This window comes from Mesorhizobium sp. M7A.F.Ce.TU.012.03.2.1, assembly GCF_004006095.1.
GTDB lineage: Bacteria > Pseudomonadota > Alphaproteobacteria > Rhizobiales > Rhizobiaceae > Mesorhizobium.
This window is the reverse complement of the sequence record NZ_CP034779.1, coordinates 1,249,127-1,269,183: the sequence shown is the minus strand read 5'-3', so window position 1 is coordinate 1,269,183 and position 20,057 is coordinate 1,249,127. Positions and strand designations below refer to the sequence as shown.

Sequence of the window (20,057 nt, the reverse complement as noted above, 5' to 3'; positions counted from 1 at the left end):
GCGAAAGCAGGGCGAGGCGTCGCCCTGCCGTGGTTTGGATTGCGGCCGCAGCCTATTGCTGGATCAGATTGTTGAACTTTTCCGTCGCCTCGACCAGGTTGTCGCGCCAGAATTCTGCATCCTGCAACACCTGCTTCTTGACGTTTTCGGGCGCCGAATTGATGTCCTTGATCCTGTCCTGCGGGATCTTGCCAGTCTCGAAAGCCTTCTCGTTGACCGGGCCATTGTCGACATAGAGCGGCAGATTGGCCTGCAATTGCGGGCTGACGAACATCGCCAGCGCCTTCATGGCCGCTTCCTTGTTCTTGGAGCCCTTGGGGATGACCATGCAGTCGGCGGTCAGCACGCCCTGGTCGAAGGAAAAGCTGATCGGCGCGCCTTCCTTTTTCAAGGTGCCGGCGCGGCCGTTCCAGATGCTCGCCATGTCGACTTCGCCGTCCTTAACCAGCTGCATGGCCTGGGCGCCGGAGGTCCACCAAGCGTCGACATTGCCGCGGATCTTGTCGACGGACTTCAACGCGCCGTCGATATCGACCGGATAGACCTTGTCGATCGGAATGCCCTCGGCCAGTGCGGCAACGCTCAGCGTTTCCGTCGCCTGGCTGCCGCTCAGCGCGCGCCGTCCCGGAAACTTTTCCACGTTCCAGAAATCGGCCCAGGTCTTCGGGCCTTTGTCGCCGAAGACGTCGGTCCGGTAGATCAGCACGACCGAGGTGTAGGAAATGCCGACCCAGTCGTCGTGGACAAGCTTCGGGTTGATGCCGCTCTTGTCGATGATGCCGTAGTCGAGCTTCTCGAACAGCCCTTCCTTCGAGCCGCGCGCACATTCGTCGGCGCCAAGTTCGGTGATGTCCCACTTCACCGCATTGCCGGTCACCTGCAGCCGGACGTCGTCGAGGCCGTTGGTGGTGTCTTCCTTGATGGTGATGCCGAGCGCGTCGGCGGTCGGCTTGAAAAACGCCTTGGTCTGCGCCTCCTGGTAGGTGCCGCCCCATGAGGCGACGGTGATAGTGTCGCCCGCCATGGCGGGGGCTGCGAACGAAGCCATGAGGCCCGCCATCGCAACGATGCTAACGTTTCTGGTTCTGTTCATTTTTCGGCTCTCCAACCGGTGTTCCCATTGTTTTTGATTTGGCATGCTATTTTGTATACAATTTTGAGTGTAGCCTAGCGATCGATGTTGTCAACACCGCCGGCGCGCTCGAAATGTACGCTTCGTGCCGGACCAGGTTGGTGAGGGACGGCTTCGCCGGAGGCGTGGCAAATTGCGCCGACTGCGGCTACAGCTATGCGTGTTCCGGCTGAAAGGCCGGAGAAGTGGGAAGGGAAGCTTGGCCAAGGAAACCAAAAATACGCTGCGCGACTCGGTCTACTCCGCGCTGAAGGCGATGATCGTGACCGGCCAGATCCCGCCGGGCTCCCGCGTCACCGAAAACGACATCGCGGCGAAGCTGACGGTCAGCCGAACCCCGGTGCGCGAGGCTTTCAATCGCCTCGAGCGTGACGGGCTGGTCACCGGCCGGCCGCGCCAGGGCTATGTCGTCACCGAGTTCGACATCAACATGTTCCGCGAGGCCTTCGAGATCCGCGAACTGCTCGACGGCCATGCGACGGAACTTGCGGCAACGGCGGCGACGGAACAGGACAAGGCGCGGCTGCGCGCCATGCTGGCCGAATGCGAACGGCTGGCAGCCATTCCGGAACGCACGAACCGGGAAAAATTCCAGGAACTGGAAGTCGGCATCGACCTGCACCGCGTCATCGCCGAAATCAGCGGCAACGTGATGCTGCACAACATGCTGTGCGGCATTCTCGACAAGTGCCAGCACTACGTCTGGACCGAACTGTTGTGGCTGGACGAATGGAAGATCGCCCGCGACGAGCACGCCGAGATCGTCGATGCCATCTGCGCCGGCGACGCCGCCCGAGCCGGCACGCTGGCACGCGCCCATGTGCGCGGCTCGCGAGACAATGTGCTGCGCCTGCTGCAGGCCAAGTCGGATTATCGGAATTTTCTGGCGAAGGCGTCTTGATACAGGTGGCCTTCCTGGCATTCCGCATCGCTGCACAAGAGGGCAACAAATGGCGGTGTGATCGCCGGTTCTCACTTCACCTTTTGCCGAAACTTGGAATGGCAGCTTGAGCAATCCTGGAGGATAAGGTGCAGAAGATGCTCCGCCGGCAATCCGGCCGGATCCGCCTCCGTTGTCTTCAGCCGCTTGCCGAGCAGACTGCCCCCGTCCATTGACGTCATCGCGCCCATGCGCATGTCCGAGGTGATCCGGGCAGGCGCGGTTTCGGCCTTGGCTGCCAATGCATCGGCGAGTTCGCCAATGTGACTGGCGAGCGCCTCGAACTCCGGCCGCGCCTGATCGATTTCCGCTTTGGCGCCCGACGGCGCGCCCAGCGTGCCCGCCGGGAATTCAGCCATCAGGGCGGGTCCGGTACGGGCGCTGAGCGCCTCCGCCGCCGCCTTGAAGCTGGCGGCGTCGTAGGCGCGCTTGCCGCCGAACATCTCGGCGATGGTTTTCGCTGCCGCCGCCATAACCTTCATCGAGGCCTGGCGTGCGGCCACGATCTCATCACTGGAGGCGACCGCCTGCGGCGAGGAGAGGCTCAGCGAACCGGCCAGCGCCAGCACCACCGCTCCGAACGCGATGCCGAACTTCATGCCATGACATCGAGCACGCCCATCATGCCGAGCTGCTCGTGCTCGAGGATGTGGCAGTGATACATGCGCTGCCCCGGCCTATCCTGGCGCAGCAGGAGCCGCACCGTCTCGCCGCGGGCGACGTTCACCGTGTCCTTCCATGCGAGATAGGGCGGCTTGGACACCGCGCCGTCGCGCTCATGTTCGACGACCTGGAATTGAGTACCGTGGACGTGAAAGGGATGGTCCATGTCGGCCTCGTTGACTATCTCCCAGAGCTCGATCTCGCCGGCCCTGGCGACGAAGTCGACGCGTTCCATGTCGAAGGCCTTGCCGTTGATCAGGAAACCCATCTCCATGCCGGTGGGTTTCATCGCCATGGTCTCCGTTAAAACGAGCCGCCGGGTGAGGACAGGGTCAGCGAACGGTGCGATCGACCGCAGCCGCGCCGGCAGCTGCGGCACCGCCTCGGCTTCGCTCTCCGAGACATCGACCGTCAGCAGCGTCAGCCCCGCATCGGCCGGGCGGCCGGGACCCATCCAGCCACGGTCGTAGCCGAGCGTATCGAGGGTGATGGGGCCGGGCCTGTCGAAGGATGCGACCAACTCGAGGCGTTCGCCCGGGCTGAGCAGGATCTCGTCCGCCGCCACCGGCGCCGCGAGCAGCCCGCCATCCGTTCCGATGACTGTTATCGTCGCGCCGTCGAAGGCAAGCTTCAGGAACCGTGCGTTGGTGGCGTTGTAGAGGCGCAGGCGTCGCTTGGCGCCCTTTGCCACCGAGAGCCTGGGATTCTTCTGGCCATTGACCAGCACGTGGTCGCCAATGCGGCCGTTCATCAGATCGCTCATGCTGTTGCTCGGTATCGAGCCATCGGCGGCAAGTCTGAGGTCGGTGAACACCAGCACCGTGTCGCCATATTCGGCCGGGATGGGATCGGCCTTGGCCTTGACGACGAAGGCGCCGGCAAGACCCCGATAGACCTGCTCTGCCGTCTTGCCGTGCGGGTGCGGGTGGTACCAATAGGAGCCTGCGGAGCCTTCCGGCAGCTCGAAGGCATAAACGCGCTCGGTGCCCGCCGCAACCGGATCCATCGGACTGCCGTCCTGGTCGGCGGGCACCGGCATGCCGTGCCAGTGGATGGTGCTCACCTCGTTATCGATGCGGTTGACAAATGTGATCTCGACGCGGTCGCCTTCGAAGGCCTCGATCAGCGGCCCCGGGGTGATGCCATTATAGGCGAGGATCGGTGTGTCGCGCCCCTCGGCGAACCTCGCAATGGCCGGTTCCGCGGTCAGCCTCGCCCTGAGCAGGCCCGGCCGGTCGGCTTCGTTGGCAAGCACTTGCAGGGCGCGCAACGCCTGGCCTTCGGGCAGGGTGACCGCGTCTTGCACCATCGCGGCCATGTCGTGCCCGGCATGGCCGCCCATGCCGGGCATCGACATATCGTCCATCTTCGTCTGCGCCAGCGCACGCGGGCTCGCCAGAACCGTCGCCAGGCTTGCCGTCAGAAATCCGCGTCGATGCATTTCTCCACTCCTTGCTCTCGATGAAAGGCCCGCCGGAAGACCTCGCGTGACCCTAAGGGTTCCAGCAGCTGGAAGGTCAAGTGAGATCGAGCAGTCGACGGTGACGATAGAAGCTGCCCTGGCGCACGATGTAGTGAGAGCACGGACCCGCTGTCCGATCATGAACACCGGTCGTTCCGGCGAAGTCGCAGAGTTCTCAGCCCTTGCGCTCCTGAAGGCTGTTGCCGCCGTCGACCACCAGCAGCGCGCCATTGACATAGCTGGCGCCTTCCGAGGCCAGGAATACCACCGCGGCGGCCACCTCATCCGGCCGCCCGGCCCGCGCTGGCGGCGTATGTAGGGCGGCTTGCCGCTCCATCTCGCTCGACGAGCCCGTTTCGATCCAGCCGGGAGCCACGGCATTGGCTGTGATGCCGCTTTTGGCCACTTCGAGCGCCAGTGTCCGCGTCAGGCCGACCATGCCGGCCTTGGCGGCGGAATAAGCGGCCGTGCCTTCAAAAGATACCAGCGGGCCGGTGACCGACGCCACATTGACGATGCGCCCGTAGCCCGCTTCGACCATCGCCGGCAGAAAGGCCTTCGTGACGAGGAATGCCGTCTTCAAGCTAACGTCGATCCCCTGATCCCAGTCGGCCTCGGTCATGGCGAGAAACGCCTTGTCGACCGATGGCGATGCCAGCGAGCCCATGCCGGCATTGTTGACCAGGATGTCGACGGCGCCGACTTCAGCCCGCAGCCGCGCGACATCAGCTGCCATGGTGAGATCGGCGACCACGGCCTTGGCATCGATGCCTTCTGCACGGAGCCCAACGGCGCGATCGAGCACACGCGCACTGGCACCGGTGAGAAAAACGGCATGGTCGGCATAGCCGAGCTGCCGGGCAATGGCAAAGCCGATGCCGTCGGCCGCGCCCGCGCCGGTGATAAGTGCGCGTTTGATGCGGGTATGGGGAATGGTCAAATCAGGCTCCGCTGGTTTCCGCCTTGTCGCGGTCTTACCACGCAGATTGGACGACGGCGCTGCGAAGATTTGCTCTGCAGCATTCTGCGCCGCTTTGCCGAGCTTCGTCCTGGTGACCCGCGTAGGCGCCGCCCGAATGCTTAGTCCATTGCGTGGCCGGTGTTGACCAGCCATCCTGCCACCGCCGTGCAGTCGCAGGCCGTCACTCGTTCCCGCCGTTCGGGTTGGAGCCCGCCATGACGCAAGTTGACACGCAACCGGACCCTATGCGCCCAATGTCATCCTCGATAGGTCACTTCCATGGCAGTCCTGCTGCGCTGAGGCGTGACCACAGGTTATTTCTAAACTCCGGACCGCGCGCTTGCTGCAATCGATCGACATACTCGCCGGTCAACCTGGGCGACTCGCGCGAGACGAACGACACGTCCTTCCGCGCAGACTCGAGATCGCCCATCCCCATGTATGATGCAGCCCGCAGGAGCCGTGCCCAGTGGTATTCAGGCAGGACCATCAGAAATCGATCAAACGAGGCAGTCGCGGCGTTATAGTTCCCGCCGGCGTATTCGGCATCGCCCCTGAACAGAAAGATCGGATGATAATTCGGACTGAGAAGGTCGGCCCGCGCGAAAGCTGCCTGTGCACCTTCGAGATCTCCGGCGTAAGTTAGCCCAATTCCCAGCCAGGTACGACACTCTGCATCGTTCGGATTGAGTGCGATGGCCCGCCACAGGCAGCCAAGGCCCGTCTGCAAGTTTCCGAGATAAGTCTCGGCCAATCCGAGAGCACTGTGCAGAGATGCTTCCCGGTCATGGCCACAAAGTCCGGCCCGAGCCTCATCACCAGCCCGGCGAAAGGCCTCGATGGGTTCAATGGACCATCCGTTGAAGCAGGAGTGGAAATCGACCCAGGCAAGAGTCTCCCTTATCAATGCATGCTCTGGCTCGGCGGCGAGGAGCCTTTCACAGAGACGCCGCGCTACGACCATGCCTTTCGCCGTCGGCCGTTCGACGTGGTAAAACGCCTTCAGATAGAGCTTGTGGTGCTGAATTGCTTCCTCGAGGGCGGGCGGGCCTGCCGCGTGCTTCATCAACACCTGGAAGAGATTTCCGCTGATCACGCCTGTCAATTCGTCATGCGATGACGTCTGGGCGAGATCATATCTTGCGCTCCAGACCTCGACTTCCTCCTCGGCGTCCACGAGATGCGCGAAGGCGTGCATGGCTTTGTCTTGGCTATGGACCGCGACCTCCAGGACATAGTTGGCTCCCGTGGTCCTGCCGATTTCCTTGACAGTGAGATGCCGCTTCGCGAGCGCGAACATTGTGGCCGCTGCGACGATTCCGATCTGGGAGAAGCGTCCGAGCTCTGCGGTCAACGCGCGCGTCAATGCATCCGCATCGGTCCTTGTTTTGCCGAACTGACCCTTGACCGGCATCACCGCCAGCCGCGGTTTTTCGCTTTGATGGGGTGACAGCCCGCCTGGCCGGGCGCCGGAAGCGCCGGCAAAGTACGCCGCGAGCCCGATCTTGGTCCGCACCCCAAGTTTTCCGTAGATGGTCGCAAGGTGAGTGCGAACAGTGGCCGGAGCAATGAAAAGCGCCTTGCCGATCTCCCGATAGGTCAGGCCGGCGGCGAATTTTTCCGCGACCTCGCGCTCACGACCCGACAAAGCGACAAGCGTTTGAGCTTTCGAAGCGCCGAGCACCATTGTGGACCCCCGTCCTTGGAAACCCCTCCGTAGCCGAAGAATGCTACAGAAGAATGCTACAAATGCACTAGGCCGAATACCGCATCTGCCCGATTCCGCCGCAGGCTCGCACGGCGCAAGCTTCCCTAACGGCAACAAACAATCGGCTAAGGGGGTTCCATGCGTCCTGTATCCATAGTGCTGGCATGCACGGCCTTGGGCTATTCCGCCCAACCGTCACCTTCTTTCGCAAGCGGGTGCCGACAGTTGCTGGAATCAAACGTGAAAATCGCCAGCATGCATGCCTATGCCAGCATCTTGGCCAATGCTGCCAGCAACGGCTGGAACTACACGCCTGAATCGATCGTCAGCGGCTCGAAGCGTCACTTCGAGGAGATGAGTCTCCAGTTGATCGCAGCCGGTTATGAGATTGTCCCCGCCAACGCTCACCCGCACTGCGCCAATCTGAACAGGGCGGGAGACGACGAGAGCACGATGACGACCGAGCCGATCACCGAACCAAGCCCGATAGACCGCGGCCTGATCTAAGCTGGTCTCACCGCGCGCCACATACACCAGCTTTTGTCGAAACATCGATATGTCGAAGGTGCGGGCCAACTGTCTGCTGCTCGGATCGAGATGATCCAGCACGTCTTCTGCGTGCGCTGCCTGATCGCGGGGTTCGTTATCAATGATCATGCATGACCTTCCCGATGCCGCCGGAGAGCCGGGCGACACTTCAGGCCTGTCGCGTTTCGCCGCGGCAATCCGTTCACGCATGGTAGGTCCCGGAGGATATTACAATCTCGGCAATGGGCTCGGGCTGGCGACGGGCGTCATGGTCCAGATCGTTGACGTGCCGCCGGGTTCCGCCGTGAGTGGCCATGCCGCGCTCCTCGATTATTTCGTTGGCAGCATCGCTGCCCTGTCGCTCACCTTGGCCACGCTGGTCTTCTTCTGGAGCGGCGAGATCTACTGCCGCGCATGGGCCAGGAAGCCGTCCCCAGACGTGTCCCTAAACCGCCTTGGCGACATGACGTCAGGGGTCGGGGCGATCGGACTCGGCATCGCCCTGTTCCTGTTCGGCGAACCTGTGCTTGCGGCGACCTCGGGCTTGCTGCATGCGCTCGGCAAGTTCGGCAGCGCCTTCGAGGACGGCAAGCCGTTGCCCGGCTGGCCAGCCAACTGGCCCAATCCGTTCCGGAGTGCCGTTCTGGCCAGCCGTCTGCCGGCGCTGGTCTCGGCCGCGGTGGGGAGCGGCGGTGCCCTGCAACTGGTATGGTCGGGCGCTTCCTGGACGCTCGTCGCAGCGCCGCTGACATTGCTTGTCTGCTATCTGCTTTGGGCCAAGGCAGACCTGTTGCTGCTGCTCCAGGAGGTGCGAGCCGGGAGCGCGCCGGCATCGTCCGCCGGCAACCGAGATCGAACGTGACGGCCCATGTCGAAGACAGAGGCCCCTGCTTGCAGGCGCCTTTGGGGGTTTGGCAACGTCGCGCAGAAGACCGTGCTGGATCATCTGCAGCATCAGAAGACTCTTCCGGAGTTGAAGCGCACCAAATTCGAGGTGCGGGCGAGGGCCGGAGCGAGAGCGCGCCTCATCCCGCCGATCAGCATGTATGAGAACGCGAGGAATCGGCGGCAGTTGAAAACGGCCTTTTTCGGACAGTCATTCCCTAGGTTTTGCGTTGGGAGCCGGCAACATCAACACCGGTGCCTCATGCGTGTACCCAGCGACAGCGCTGACCGCCAGCCCGATCATGCCGATGCGGTTGATTGGCGAGGCCTGAAAGGAAGCAATTTCAGCTGGATGGAATGGCGCGCCCGAAGAGATTCGAACTCCTGACCCCCAGATTCGTAGTCTGGTGCTCTATCCAGCTGAGCTACGGGCGCGCAACAGGCCATGCTTTCCATGACCCCGCAATCCGATCGTAAACGACCGGTCGCGACGAGACGTGTTCCCTAGCGACTGAATTTCGGAAAAGCAAGCCGATCCGGCAAAAGTTTTGTCACAAGTGCCTTGGCCGGCGATGAACGCTGGAGATTCCGGCACCTGGCAACGGTCCGAAGTCGAGCCGGTTCCTGCTCATTGGAAGAATCGGGCCAGAAGACAAGAGGGCCGGGCGACCCAGCGCTCTAAACCGTCAGGCGGGGCGGCGCAGGCTGTTGCGGGCCTGGTCGAGCCGGACCGGCTGGTCGGGGATGGTGACGGCGAATGTGGTGCGCCCGCCAATGCTCTCGACCAGTTCCACCGTGCCGCCATGCGCGCGGATCAGTTCGTGCGCGATCGCTAGGCCAAGGCCGGTGCCGCCGCTGCGCGCCGAGCCGCGAAACGCCGCGAACAGGTTTTCCCGCGCCTTGGGCGGCAGGCCGGGTCCGGTGTCGCTGACGGCGATGCGGCTGACGCTGCCCAGACGCACGGCCGAAACCGCCAGGCGGCGCACCAGGGCGTTTTCGCTGTCGGCCGCCATCGCCTGCACGGAATTTCGGCACAGATTGGTGAGCACCCTGAACAGCTGGTCGGAATCGGCATCGACCTCGAAGGCCGGCTCGACCGAATTGACGAACTCGATGCCTTGCTCGATGTCGAGCAGGCCTTGCACATCCTCGACCAGCTGCCGCAGCCGGAGCCGGCGGCGCGCGGGCGGCGGCTCCTGGGTGCGGCCGTAGTGAAGCACGCCTTCGGAATAGGACACGGCACGGTCGAGTGCGCGCAGCAGTTTCGGCGCGAAGGCCTGCACGGTCGGATCCTTGACCTGGCGCAGGCGGTCCGACATCAGCTGCGCCGAGGCCAGGATGTTGCGCATGTCATGGTTGATCTTGGAGACCGCGAGGCCGAGGTCGGCAAGATGCTTCTGCTCGGAGAGCATTTTTTGCAGCCGCTCCTGCATTTGCGACAGCTCGCGCTCGGCAACGCCGATCTCGTCGGCGCGGGCAGCCGGATGGATGATCCGTCCGGGATCGTCGGGGGCCTCGGAGAAGGACAGCATCGAGCGCGTCATCGTCCGGATCGGCCCGATCATGATCAGGTCGATGGCGGCGTAGACCAGCATGGCGGTGAACAGCGAGATCAGCAGCGAGACGAAGGCGACGTTGCGCGAATAGCGCAGCATCGCATTGCGCAGGCTGTTGTCGGGCATGATCAGTTCGAACTCCTTGTCGGAGTCGCCGACCGGACCGAAGACGCGCAGCATCCGGTCGCCGCCGAAAAACAGCGTGTCGAGCGCACCGGTCATGCCCTTGATCATGCCGATCGAGGCGATATCGATGTGCTCGTCGACCTTCGGCGGCATTTCGGCCACCACCAGCAGCCGCGAGACGCCACCGTCGCGCACCGCGATCGCCTTGGCGCCGATCGCCATCAGCACGTCGTTCTGGGCCGTGCGCGACAGCGAGGTGGATTCACCTTGCACCAGCACGATCGACACCGCCGCCGCCGTGCTCAGCCGCTCCTTCAGCCAGTTCAGCCGGTAGCTCGCGATCCAGGGCAGGAAGATCAGCACTTCGGCCAAAAGCACGAAGACGATGGTCAGCAGCAGCAGCTTGGTCGACAGGCCGCGCGACAGCGGAACCGTGCGCACGGCGGCTGGCGCCTCGGTGGACGCCGCCGTGCCGATCCCTTCCTGTGCCTGTATGGTTTCGCTCATGCGGCTAATGTCTTCACGATCACTTGATCAACGCAGATTAGGCGATTACGGCTTTTTTGCCAATTTCATCCTTGGTCGCAAACATAAACCGGCCTGAACGGAGCCGGATTGCGCCCGACGACTCCGGATTGACTTCCAAAAGCCTTCTTTCTATAAGCCCGCACACGCTCGGGCCATTCGTCCCGGCGCGGTTTCGATCGCGCCAAAGCCGGCCCGGCAAAGCTCCTGTTACACAGTGACAGAATCAAGAAGGGCCGCACCCCGCGGTATTAAAACAAATGAAGCGTACCTACCAACCGTCTAAACTCGTCCGCAAACGTCGGCACGGCTTTCGTGCCCGCATGGCCACCAAGGGTGGTCGCGGCGTCGTCGCAGCTCGCCGCAACCGCGGTCGCAAGCGGCTCAGCGCCTGAACGGAAGACGAGATCGTTGCCCGCAACCGGCAAGCCAGTGGGACCAAATCCCAAGCGGCTTCTGAAGCGCGCGGAATTCCTGGCCGTCCGTCGTGGTGAAAAGCGACGCGGGCGGCTTTTTCTCGTTGAAGTTCTCGACCGCGGCGACGGCCTGTCGCCGCGCGTCGGCTACACCGTCACCAAGAAGGTCGGCAATGCGGTTGTCCGCAACCGTGTCCGGCGGCGGTTGCGAGAAGCCGTCCGCACGCATGCGGCAAGTGACATGGCGCCTGGCAATGACTATGTCATCGTCGGGCGCGAAGACGTGCTTACCACTCCGTTCGGCCAGTTGAAGGCCGAACTTTCCCGCCGACTGCGCGGAACACGATAGGCCAAGGGCTTTCGATGGAAAACAACCGGAACTTCTTCATCACCATCGCGCTGTCGGTGCTGATCCTGGCGGTATGGCAATATTTTTACGTGTTGCCGCGCAGCGAAGCGCAACGCGAGGCCGCCCGCGTCGAACAGCAGCGCGTCGAGGAGCAGAAGAAGGCCGCCGGCACCAATCCCGGTACCGACACCGGAACGCCCGACGCCCCTGGCGCCATTCCCAACGCACCGGGAACAGACGCCGTGACGCCGGCCGGCCGCGAACAGGCACTCGCCACGACGACCCGCGCCAGGATCGACACGCCGAGCCTCGAGGGTTCGATCAACCTGACCGGCGCCCGTCTCGACGACCTCAAGCTCAAGCACTACACCGAGACGGTCGACAAGAATTCGCCCGAGATCAGCCTGCTCAACCCGGCGGCACTGCCCAATGGCTACTATGCCGAGATCGGCTTCGTCGGCAACGACAAGACTGGCGCGGTGCCCGGTCCCGAGACTGTGTGGGCCGTCGACGGCAATGCGACGCTGACGCCGACGACCCCGGTCACGCTGACCTATTCGAACGACAAGGGCCTTACCTTCAAGCGCACCTTTTCCGTCGACACCAACTACATGTTCACGGTGTCCGACACAGTGCAGAATGCGGGCACGGCCGCCGTATCGCTGTCCAATTACGGCCGCGTCACCCGCTTCGACAAGCCGCTCGTTGCCAGCACCTATGTGCTGCATGAGGGCCTGATCGGTTTCACCGGCACCGAAGGCCTGCAGGAGCACAAATACGCGTCCATCGAGAAGGACAAGCAGTTCACGCCGGGCAAGTCGACCGACGGATGGCTCGGCATCACCGACAAATACTGGGCGGTGACGCTGGTGCCGACCGAGAAGCAGCCGTTCCAGCCGCGCTACGCCTATTTCGAGGACGGCCGCCATCGCTATCAGTCCGATTTCCTCACCGATCCGATCACCGTCGATGCCGGTCAGTCGGCGACGGTGGAGAGCGAAATCTTCGCCGGCGCCAAGGAAGTCGGCAAGATCAACGCCTATGCGGAAGATCGTCATATCAAGCGGTTCGATCTGCTGATCGACTGGGGCTGGTTCCACTTCATCACCAAGCCGATGTTCTGGCTGATCGACACGCTCTACAAATTCTTCGGCAATTTCGGCCTGGCCATCCTCGCCACCACCGTCATCGTCAAGGCCATCTTCTATCCGCTCGCCAACAAGTCCTACGCGTCGATGGCGAACATGAAGAAGGTGCAGCCGAAAATGCTCGAGATCCGCGAGAAATACGCGGACGACAAGATGAAGCAGCAGCAGGCGATGATGGAGCTGTACAAGACCGAGAAGATCAACCCGCTTGCCGGCTGCTGGCCGGTGGCGCTGCAGATCCCGGTCTTCTTCTCGCTCTACAAGGTGCTCTACATCACCATCGAGATGCGGCACGCGCCGTTCTTCGGCTGGATCCAGGATCTGGCCGCGCCCGATCCGACGTCGCTGTTCAACCTGTTCGGCCTGATCCCGGTCACCCTGCCGCACATGCTGATGATCGGCGTCTGGCCGCTGATCATGGGCGTCACCATGTTCCTGCAGATGCGCATGAACCCGACGCCGCCGGATCCGACGCAGGCGGCGATCTTCACCTGGATGCCTGTCATCTTCACCTTCATGATGGCGGGTTTCCCGGCCGGCCTGGTCATCTACTGGGCCTGGAACAACACGCTGTCGATCCTCCAGCAGGGCATCATCATGAAGCGCCAGGGCGCCAAGATCGAGCTGTGGGACAATCTGGTCGCGCTGTTCCGAAAGAAACCGTCGCCGGCCGAATAGAAGACGCAGCGCTTTCTCCAGCCTTCAAAGCCCCGCCTCGCGCGGGGCTTTTCGTTTAAGCAGCTCCGGCATCACGTTCCCGTGATCGGCGAAACTTGCGCCCCGTCGGCGGCGTGACTGCCTGTGCGTTTCCAAAGGCTATCAATTCCGATCAGCCCTCACCCGGAGGAAGACCACATGCGTTTGCCGTCATTCAGGACCATCGCCCTTTCCGCGTTCGTCGCCGGCGTGGCGATTGCCGCGCCCGCCTATGCCAAAAACCCGAATGTCGGCGGCGCGCCGATGTACACCACCAAGAACATCGTCGAGAACGCCGTCAATTCGAAGGACCACACGACGCTGGTCGCCGCGGTCAAGGCCGCCGGCCTGGTCGACACGCTGCAGGGCGCTGGCCCGTTCACAGTCTTCGCCCCGACTAACGCGGCGTTTGCGAAACTGCCCAAGGGCACCGTCGACACGCTGCTGAAGCCGGAGAACAAGGGCAAGCTCACCAAGGTGCTGACCGCGCATGTCGTGGCAGGCAAGATTTCGGGCGCCGAAATGATGAAGAAGGCCAAAGCGATGGGCGGCAAGTACGAGATGAAAACCGTCTCCGGTGACACGCTGACCGCTGAAGTCAAGAAGGGCAAGCTCTACATCATGGATGAGTCAGGCGGCGAGGCGCGAGTGACGATCGCCGACGTCAACCAGTCGAACGGCGTCATCCATGTCGTCAACAAGGTGCTGTTGCCGAAGTAACGGCTTTCGGCAAAGGGGAGCAAGGCAGGTCCGTCGGGGCTTTCTCGGGCCTGCCATCCCCACCTCATGACGAGGTGCCATGTTTCTTGGGAAGTCGTATCGGCATCGGCCGGGGTCCTGTCCCTCACAGGACCCCGGTTTCTTTTGGTTCATGGACCGAAGACCGTAGAGAACAAATACCTGAACGGAGCGGGTAGCCGAGATGCCGGCTAGCCGTAAGCTGGCACGGACCGCCGCGCACCGGAATGTGGCGTCGCGATGCGACTGCCAACGCGGTTGAGGGGTAGAGAGACAACGCTCACCTAGCGCCCGCAGATGTGACATACTGACTGCATATCGATTTCGTAGCCTTGTTAGGAACACGACGTGGATTGGTTTACCCAACGCAAGCCTTTCCCAAATGCCGCAAAGTCAGCTTTCGGAGTTGGAGCGCTTGGCGATATAGCTGCTGAGGAATTGACTCCCATCGTCGACGACACTTACCGAACAACCTCGAGGCATCTCACATCTGATGGGATCAGCATCTACATTCCCTATCGGTTGCATTTTCTGCCGACCGTAGCTGTCGATTTCGCTAGCTTTTCGCCGGGGTCGCAGTGCTTGCTGACACGTTCGACAGACGGTTATCTGAGGCAAAAATCAGCCAAAATTATCCTTCCGCTGAACGAGCCTTGGACGATTCCATTCATCGTTCTTCTCTTAGGCGAGTACGTCGTCGAAATTCTCGACGATATCCATTTGGCGATGCCGTATTTCGATCAGACAGCTTACGCCAGTTTCGTCCGGCAGAACCGGCAGGTAATGCGTGCAATACGCGCTAAGGCGACAAGCTATTGGAATGCCTACTACCGCCAAAGTTATCCCGGCAGGAAATCGTATCCGGCGATTGCCGTCCTCAATCAGCTGGATACTTGGGCAACCTAGCATCACGTGCAACGGGACAGCCGACGACGTCGCCATACGTTGTATTTCCATTTTGTCGACAGTGACGCATTCGAAACTTGCTTCAACAAAAGGCCCTCGACCAAAACATCACTCCATCACGGCGCTGTGGTCGATCTTGGCCGGAGTGGCCGGCTTGCGCAGCAACAGAACCAGCGGAATGGCGGCAAGCGACAGGATCATCATCAGCTTGAAGTCGTTCATATAACTGATGATTGTCGCCTGCAGCGTCACCACGCCGTCGAGCGCGGCGCGGCCCGCGGCGCTGTAGGGATCCATCGCCTGGAAGATGGCCGGATTGCTGAAAGCCTGGTTGTAGGGCGTCACATAGGTGGCGATGTTGGCGTGGTTGATCTGCACGTTCTCCGTCAACAGCGCGGTGACGACGGATATGCCGACGCTGGAGCCGATGTTCCGCGACAGATTGTAAAGGCCTGTGCCTTCCGCGCGCCGCTCCGGCGCCAGCGTGGCGAAGGTGATGGTGGTCAGCGGCACGAACAGGAAGCCCAGTCCCGCGCCCTGGATGAAGCCGGTGCTGATGATCGTCCATTGCGATACATCAGGGGTCCAGCCGGTCATGTCGTACATCGCCCAGGCGGTGACCAGCAGGCCGGTCAACAGCAGCCAGCGCGTGTCCACCTTGCCGATCAGCCTGCCGACCAGGAACATGCAAGCCATGGTGCCGAGACCGCGCGGCCCCATGACGATGCCGGCCGTCACCACCGGATAGCCCATCAGCGTCTGCAGATACGGCGTCATCAGGGCCAGCGAGGCCAGATAGGTGATGCCGATGATGAAGATGAAGATCATGCCGACGGCGAAATTCCTGTCGAGGAACAGCCGCGGGTTCACGAAGGTGTTTTTGGCGGTGAAGGTGTGGACGAGGAAGATGTAGAAGGCCGACGCGCAGATCAGCGCCTCGACGATGATCTCGGACGACGAGAACCAGTTGAGCTGCTCGCCGCGATCGAGGAACATCTGCAGCGATGCGATGGTGACGCTGAGCATGCCGAAGCCCAGCCAGTCCAGCCTGGCCTTGAGGTCCGTCTTGGTTTCCTGGACGAACATCGAGACGCCGGCGAAAGCCAGGGCCCCGATCGGGACATTGATGTAGAACACCCAACGCCAGCTGACGTTTTCGGTGAGCCAGCCGCCGATGACCGGCCCGAGCACCGGCCCGACCATCACCGAAACGCCGAACAACGCCATCGCCGAGCCGCGCTCCTCGACGCTGTAGATGTCGAGCAGGATGCTCTGCGCCAGCGGCACCAGGGCCGCGCCGAACAGACCTTGCAGCAGGCGGAAGCCGACGATCTGCGGCAGCGACTGCGCGAAGCCGCACAGCACCGACGCGACGACGAAGCCGGTGATGGATATCAAAAGGATGCGCTTGCGGCCGAAACGATTGGCAAGATAGCCCGAAGGCGGAGTCATGACGGCCGCCGCGACGATATAGGACGTCAGCACCCAGTTTATCTGGTCGGCGCTCGCCGAAACGCTGCCCTGGATATAGGGCAGCGCCACATTGGCGATGGTCGTGTCCAGCGCCTGCATGATCACGGCCAGGATCACGCAGGCGGTGATGGCGCCGCGGTTGGCGACCACGCCACCTGTCGCGGACGCGCTGCTCATGACTTTTGTCCGAACCGGCCGAGGAGGTCCGTCACGAAGTCCGGCAAGCCGCGCGCATGACCGGTGTCGATGCCGACCACGACGCTCATCCCGCCACGCAACGGCGGCTTGCCCTGGAGATCGTCGACCGTCACGCGCATCGGAATGCGTTGCACGACCTTGACCCAGTTGCCGGTGGTGTTCTGCGCCGGAAGCAAGGAGAAGCTCGACGACGACGCCGGGCTGATCGAGGCGACCGTGCCGTGCCAGACGGTGCCGGGATAGCTGTCGACGCTGATCGTCGCCGTCTGTCCCGGCCGCACATAAGTCAGTTCGGTTTCCTTCGGCTCCGCCGCGATCCACAGATCGGTCGCCGAAATCAGGCTGAAGGCCGGCTGCGAAGCCGGCAGGTACTTGCCGACCTGAAGCGCGTCGACATTGGTGACTATGCCGTCGAACGGCGCCTTGACGATGGAATCGGCAAGATTGCGCTGGGCGTCGTCCACCGCCGACTGCGCCTGGAGGTAGAACGGATTCTTCTCCACCGGCTGGCTGGCGTCGCCGCCAAGCTGGGCAAGCGTCGCCTGTGCCTGCGCCTGGGCAACGGACACTTTCTGGCGGGCGGCGACGAGGTCGTGCTGGGCGCTGTCGAAGGTCGCCTTGGAGGAGGTGGAGGTCTTGAGCAGATCCTGCTGGCGCTGGAAAGCGGCCTCGTAATAGGGGATGTCGGCCTGCGCCTGCTCGATCAGCGCCTGCGACTGCTGGTAGCTCGCCTGCAAGGTCAGCACCTGGTTGCGCACAGTGCCGAGCTGCGCCTGGGCGGCGGCAAGAGCGGTTTCGAAAGAGGCCGGCCGCAGCCGGAAAAGCACCTGGTCCTTCTTCACCGCCTCGTTCTCGTGCACGTCGATCTCGGACACAGTGCCGGAGACATCGGTGGAAACGCCGAGCGACTGCGCCTGGATGTAGGCGTTGTCGGTCGTCATGACCTGGCCGCCGATGACGTAGTAATAGCCGCCGACGACCAGCGCGACCGGAAGCAGGGCAAACAGGATCGGCCGTGCCCGGCCGCGCTTGGGCTTGACCGGCGCCGGCGGCGCCACCGCAACCCCGGCCTGCCGTGGCTCCTTGGACGGCGCCTCGAGCGCGGCCGGCTCCAGGGCGACCGGTGCTTCGAGTTCGTCATTGCCGATGAGGGTGCCGGCTCGCCTTTGTTCGCGTTCGCTGTCCAGTCGGATGATCTGGTCGTGCGCCCGGCCGGCGGAGGATCCGTCTTCTTCGACAGGCTTCTTTGGTGAGGTTGATTCAGCCATGTGTTTTCTCCCGGTCGGCGGCAGGCTGGGTGCAAGCCGCGAGCAGATTGGATTTGATGAGGGATAGGGTTTGCAGCAGATGCAGCTGGGCATCCGCGGAAAGACCGACAAAGGCCTCGTCCCGCGTCTTCTGCCCATTGGTGCGCATGGCTTCAATGAGCGGATAAGCTTGCGGCTTCAGGTAGAGCAGCCATGCCCGGCGGTCAGCGGGATTGGGCCGGCGCTCGATGAAGCCGCGTGCCTCCATCTTATCGAGCAGCCGGGCGAGCGTGATCGGCGTGATCTCGATAAGATCGGCCAGTTTGTTCTGGTGGATGCCCTCATGCAGGCAGAGATAGGCGAGCACCTGCCACTGGGCGCGGGTCAGCCCCGATGCCCACGACCTCTGCTCGAACCGCTTTCGAAGCAGGCGCGCGACATCGTGCAGCACGAAGCTGATGTTGGGTGACGATGGCATGGAAGGTACTGAGGTTCTAAGGCGCAACTTTTAGTGAGCATGCTTATTATCATCATGCACATAATCCCGCTGGACGCGGTGCGCAAGACGGACTAAGCCCGCCTGGAAAAAATGACGCATGTGCTGCGACACCATAAAAAGGCTCAGGTAGCAGGCTGTTGCCGGGCAAGGATAGGACGATGAATTGGCTGAAGATCGTGACCGTGGCGGCCATCGCGGGATGGCCGGGCCTTGCGCTCGCAAAGGACGCCGTCAGCTGCGGCGGCGCCGCGATGCTGGGTGGCGCGCAATTGAACTGCAGCCACGTCGAACCCCAGGCGCCGCCTCAGTTTTGCACCTATAGCTGGGCTCTCCACATGCCGGCCGGAGACCAGAAAATCGTCGAAGGCAGCTTCATGCTGCCGCCCGGCGCGGCGAACGTCACCGTCTATCAGGGCAGCGGTTTCGACAGCGCAATGTCCGATCCGATCGTGATCTGTCGCGGCGGCAAATGAGCAAGGCCGTCAAGGAAAGCTCGCTCGTCGCCCGATTGGTGCTATAGGGCGGATCACGCTATTTTGAACGGGCGCATTCGAGTTTCGGATGTGCCTGGCTGCCATTTCTCTGACGGATTTCGACATGGACGGACCCAACCCAGACATCAAGCACCCGATCCCGATGCATACCCGCGTCGGCTTCCTCAAGGGGCTGGTGAATGCGCCGAACATCGAGATCGGCGACTTCACCTACTATGACGATCCGGACGGCCCCGACAAATTCGCCGAAAAATGCGTCCTGCACCACTATCCCTTCATCGGCGACAAGCTGATCATCGGTCGGTTCTGCGCCATCGCCGAGGGCGCGCGCTTCATGATGAACGGCGCCAACCATGCTATGTCCGGCTTTTCGACCTATCCGTTCAATATCTTTGGCCATGGCTGGGAAAAGGGTTTTGACCCGGCGACGTGGTCGAAGGAAGTGCGCGGCGACACCATTGTCGGCAGCGACGTCTGGATCGGCATGGAGGCGGTGATCTTGCCCGGGGTGGAAATCGGCCACGGCGCCATCATCGCCGCGAAATCGGTGGTGACGCACGACGTGCCGCCCTATGCGATCGTCGCCGGCAATGCGGCCAAGGTGGTGAAGATGCGTTTCGACGACCGGACAATCAGGCGGCTGCTGGCGGTGGCGTGGTGGGACTGGCCGGTGGACAAGGTCAGTCGCAACCTCGATGCTATCCGGGGCGCCGATATCTCTCTTCTGGAGGCAGCAGCTTGAACGCTCTGAACAGCAGCATAATCGGCACCGAACTGTTTACGCGAGGGTGGATCTTCATCCGCGGCGTGCCGGCCATGAAATTCCTGCCGCCTGAAGGGCCGCCGGAAATCGCCTTTGCCGGCCGCTCGAATGTCGGCAAGTCGTCGCTGATCAACGCGCTGGTCAACCAGAAGGGGCTGGCGCGCACCTCCAACACGCCGGGGCGCACGCAGGAGCTCAACTATTTCGTGCCGGACGGATTTTCGGGTGAGGGCGCCGACCTGCCGCCCTTGGCGCTGGTCGACATGCCCGGCTATGGCTATGCCACCGCGCCGAAGGAGAAGGTCGACGAGTGGACCAAGCTGGTCTTCGACTATCTCAAGGGCCGCGTCACGCTGAAGCGCGTCTATGTGCTGATCGACGCCCGCCACGGCATCAAGGCCAAGGACGACGAAGTGCTGTCGCTGCTCGACAAGGCGGCGGTGTCCTACCAGATCGTGCTGACCAAGACCGACAAGATCAAGACTGCCGGCGTGCCGAGGCTGATCGAGGAGACGCTGGCAAAGATCAAGAAGCGGCCGGCGGCGTTCCCGTTCGTTCTGGCGACGTCTTCGGAAAAAGCCGAGGGCCTCCAGGAATTGCAGGCGGCCATCGTGCTTGCCGCCAATGGCGGCTAAGCATCCACA

20 protein-coding genes and 1 tRNA gene are annotated in these 20,057 nt (G+C 62.5%); 11 read left to right on the top strand and 10 right to left on the bottom strand.

Going from position 1 to position 20,057, the window contains the following annotated elements; all coding sequences use genetic code 11:
* Positions 1 to 52 precede the first annotated feature (52 nt).
* Positions 53 to 1,093 (bottom strand): ABC transporter substrate-binding protein, encoded by a 1,041-nt coding sequence (locus EJ079_RS06140; RefSeq protein ID WP_127328099.1) that lies wholly within the window; start codon positions 1,091 to 1,093, stop codon positions 53 to 55.
* A 238-nt stretch (positions 1,094 to 1,331) separates the two neighbouring features.
* On the opposite strand from EJ079_RS06140, the gene EJ079_RS06135 reads away from it, so the two are divergent.
* Positions 1,332 to 2,033, top strand: a complete 702-nt coding sequence (locus EJ079_RS06135; RefSeq protein WP_127268040.1) for a GntR family transcriptional regulator — start codon at positions 1,332 to 1,334, stop codon at positions 2,031 to 2,033.
* A 71-nt stretch (positions 2,034 to 2,104) separates the two neighbouring features.
* On the opposite strand, the gene EJ079_RS06130 is transcribed toward EJ079_RS06135, so the two are convergent.
* The 4 genes from EJ079_RS06130 to EJ079_RS06115 form a co-directional block, all read right to left on the bottom strand.
* Entirely contained in the window at positions 2,105 to 2,641 is a 537-nt protein-coding gene (locus EJ079_RS06130; RefSeq protein ID WP_245481819.1) for a cytochrome c, read from the bottom strand.
* A 26-nt stretch (positions 2,642 to 2,667) separates the two neighbouring features.
* On the bottom strand, positions 2,668 to 4,176 hold the full coding sequence (locus EJ079_RS06125; protein WP_127808385.1) for a multicopper oxidase family protein: 1,509 nt from the start codon (positions 4,174 to 4,176) through the stop codon (positions 2,668 to 2,670).
* 196 nt (positions 4,177 to 4,372) lie between these two features.
* Positions 4,373 to 5,137 carry an SDR family NAD(P)-dependent oxidoreductase gene (locus tag EJ079_RS06120; protein WP_245481818.1) on the bottom strand — a complete coding sequence of 255 codons (765 nt, stop codon included), beginning with the start codon at positions 5,135 to 5,137 and terminating at the stop codon, positions 4,373 to 4,375.
* Between the two features lie 292 nt (positions 5,138 to 5,429).
* Entirely contained in the window at positions 5,430 to 6,845 is a 1,416-nt protein-coding gene (locus EJ079_RS06115; RefSeq protein ID WP_127808384.1) for a LuxR C-terminal-related transcriptional regulator, read from the bottom strand.
* Between the two features lie 261 nt (positions 6,846 to 7,106).
* On the opposite strand from EJ079_RS06115, the gene EJ079_RS06110 reads away from it, so the two are divergent.
* A complete protein-coding gene (locus tag EJ079_RS06110; protein ID WP_127808383.1) occupies positions 7,107 to 7,373 on the top strand; it encodes a hypothetical protein in 267 nt (88 codons plus the stop codon).
* A gap of 142 nt (positions 7,374 to 7,515) precedes the next feature.
* Complete coding sequence (locus tag EJ079_RS06105; protein ID WP_174800304.1) at positions 7,516 to 8,256, top strand: hypothetical protein; 741 nt, start codon at positions 7,516 to 7,518, stop codon at positions 8,254 to 8,256.
* A gap of 381 nt (positions 8,257 to 8,637) precedes the next feature.
* On the opposite strand, the gene EJ079_RS06100 is transcribed toward EJ079_RS06105, so the two are convergent.
* Both EJ079_RS06100 and EJ079_RS06095 read right to left on the bottom strand, forming a co-directional pair.
* Positions 8,638 to 8,714, bottom strand: a tRNA-Arg gene (locus EJ079_RS06100).
* Between the two features lie 251 nt (positions 8,715 to 8,965).
* On the bottom strand, positions 8,966 to 10,468 hold the full coding sequence (locus EJ079_RS06095; protein ID WP_127397631.1) for a HAMP domain-containing sensor histidine kinase: 1,503 nt from the start codon (positions 10,466 to 10,468) through the stop codon (positions 8,966 to 8,968).
* A gap of 278 nt (positions 10,469 to 10,746) precedes the next feature.
* Between EJ079_RS06095 and rpmH the strand changes: the two genes are divergently transcribed.
* The 5 genes from rpmH (at position 10,747) to EJ079_RS06065 (ending at position 14,739) form a co-directional block, all read left to right on the top strand.
* Positions 10,747 to 10,881 (top strand): 50S ribosomal protein L34, encoded by a 135-nt coding sequence (gene rpmH / locus EJ079_RS06085; protein WP_008833937.1) that lies wholly within the window; start codon positions 10,747 to 10,749, stop codon positions 10,879 to 10,881.
* 16 nt (positions 10,882 to 10,897) lie between these two features.
* On the top strand, positions 10,898 to 11,251 hold the full coding sequence (rnpA, locus tag EJ079_RS06080) for a ribonuclease P protein component (protein WP_027040126.1): 354 nt from the start codon (positions 10,898 to 10,900) through the stop codon (positions 11,249 to 11,251).
* A 14-nt stretch (positions 11,252 to 11,265) separates the two neighbouring features.
* Positions 11,266 to 13,077, top strand: coding sequence for a membrane protein insertase YidC (gene yidC / locus EJ079_RS06075; RefSeq protein ID WP_127808382.1), 1,812 nt, complete (start codon positions 11,266 to 11,268; stop codon positions 13,075 to 13,077).
* Positions 13,078 to 13,254: 177 nt separating this feature from the next.
* A complete protein-coding gene (locus tag EJ079_RS06070) occupies positions 13,255 to 13,815 on the top strand; it encodes a fasciclin domain-containing protein (protein ID WP_127271417.1) in 561 nt (186 codons plus the stop codon).
* Between the two features lie 366 nt (positions 13,816 to 14,181).
* Positions 14,182 to 14,739, top strand: coding sequence for a hypothetical protein (locus EJ079_RS06065; protein ID WP_127271419.1), 558 nt, complete (start codon positions 14,182 to 14,184; stop codon positions 14,737 to 14,739).
* Between the two features lie 108 nt (positions 14,740 to 14,847).
* Here EJ079_RS06065 and EJ079_RS06060 read toward each other — a convergent pair whose 3' ends face one another.
* From EJ079_RS06060 to EJ079_RS06050, 3 genes are read right to left on the bottom strand one after another with little or no spacing between them, the layout of a single operon-like run.
* Positions 14,848 to 16,389 (bottom strand): DHA2 family efflux MFS transporter permease subunit, encoded by a 1,542-nt coding sequence (locus EJ079_RS06060; RefSeq protein ID WP_127808381.1) that lies wholly within the window; start codon positions 16,387 to 16,389, stop codon positions 14,848 to 14,850.
* The gene (locus EJ079_RS06055) at positions 16,386 to 17,678 is read right to left on the bottom strand and encodes an HlyD family secretion protein (RefSeq protein WP_127808380.1); all 1,293 of its coding nucleotides are present in this window, start codon (positions 17,676 to 17,678) and stop codon (positions 16,386 to 16,388) included. Before EJ079_RS06055 ends, EJ079_RS06060 begins: the two co-directional genes overlap by 4 nt.
* On the bottom strand, positions 17,671 to 18,135 hold the full coding sequence (locus EJ079_RS06050; protein WP_127808379.1) for a MarR family transcriptional regulator: 465 nt from the start codon (positions 18,133 to 18,135) through the stop codon (positions 17,671 to 17,673). Before EJ079_RS06050 ends, EJ079_RS06055 begins: the two co-directional genes overlap by 8 nt.
* Before the next feature lie 179 nt (positions 18,136 to 18,314).
* Between EJ079_RS06050 and EJ079_RS06045 the strand changes: the two genes are divergently transcribed.
* From EJ079_RS06045 to yihA, 3 genes are all read left to right on the top strand, one after another.
* Positions 18,315 to 18,629 (top strand): hypothetical protein, encoded by a 315-nt coding sequence (locus EJ079_RS06045; protein WP_127318876.1) that lies wholly within the window; start codon positions 18,315 to 18,317, stop codon positions 18,627 to 18,629.
* Positions 18,630 to 18,753: 124 nt separating this feature from the next.
* Positions 18,754 to 19,392: a CatB-related O-acetyltransferase gene (locus EJ079_RS06040; RefSeq protein ID WP_164873738.1), complete on the top strand. Its 639-nt coding sequence runs from the start codon at positions 18,754 to 18,756 to the stop codon at positions 19,390 to 19,392.
* Positions 19,389 to 20,048 (top strand): ribosome biogenesis GTP-binding protein YihA/YsxC, encoded by a 660-nt coding sequence (gene yihA, locus EJ079_RS06035; protein ID WP_024502094.1) that lies wholly within the window; start codon positions 19,389 to 19,391, stop codon positions 20,046 to 20,048. The genes EJ079_RS06040 and yihA overlap by 4 nt, the downstream gene beginning before the upstream one ends.
* Positions 20,049 to 20,057: the final 9 nt, after the last annotated feature.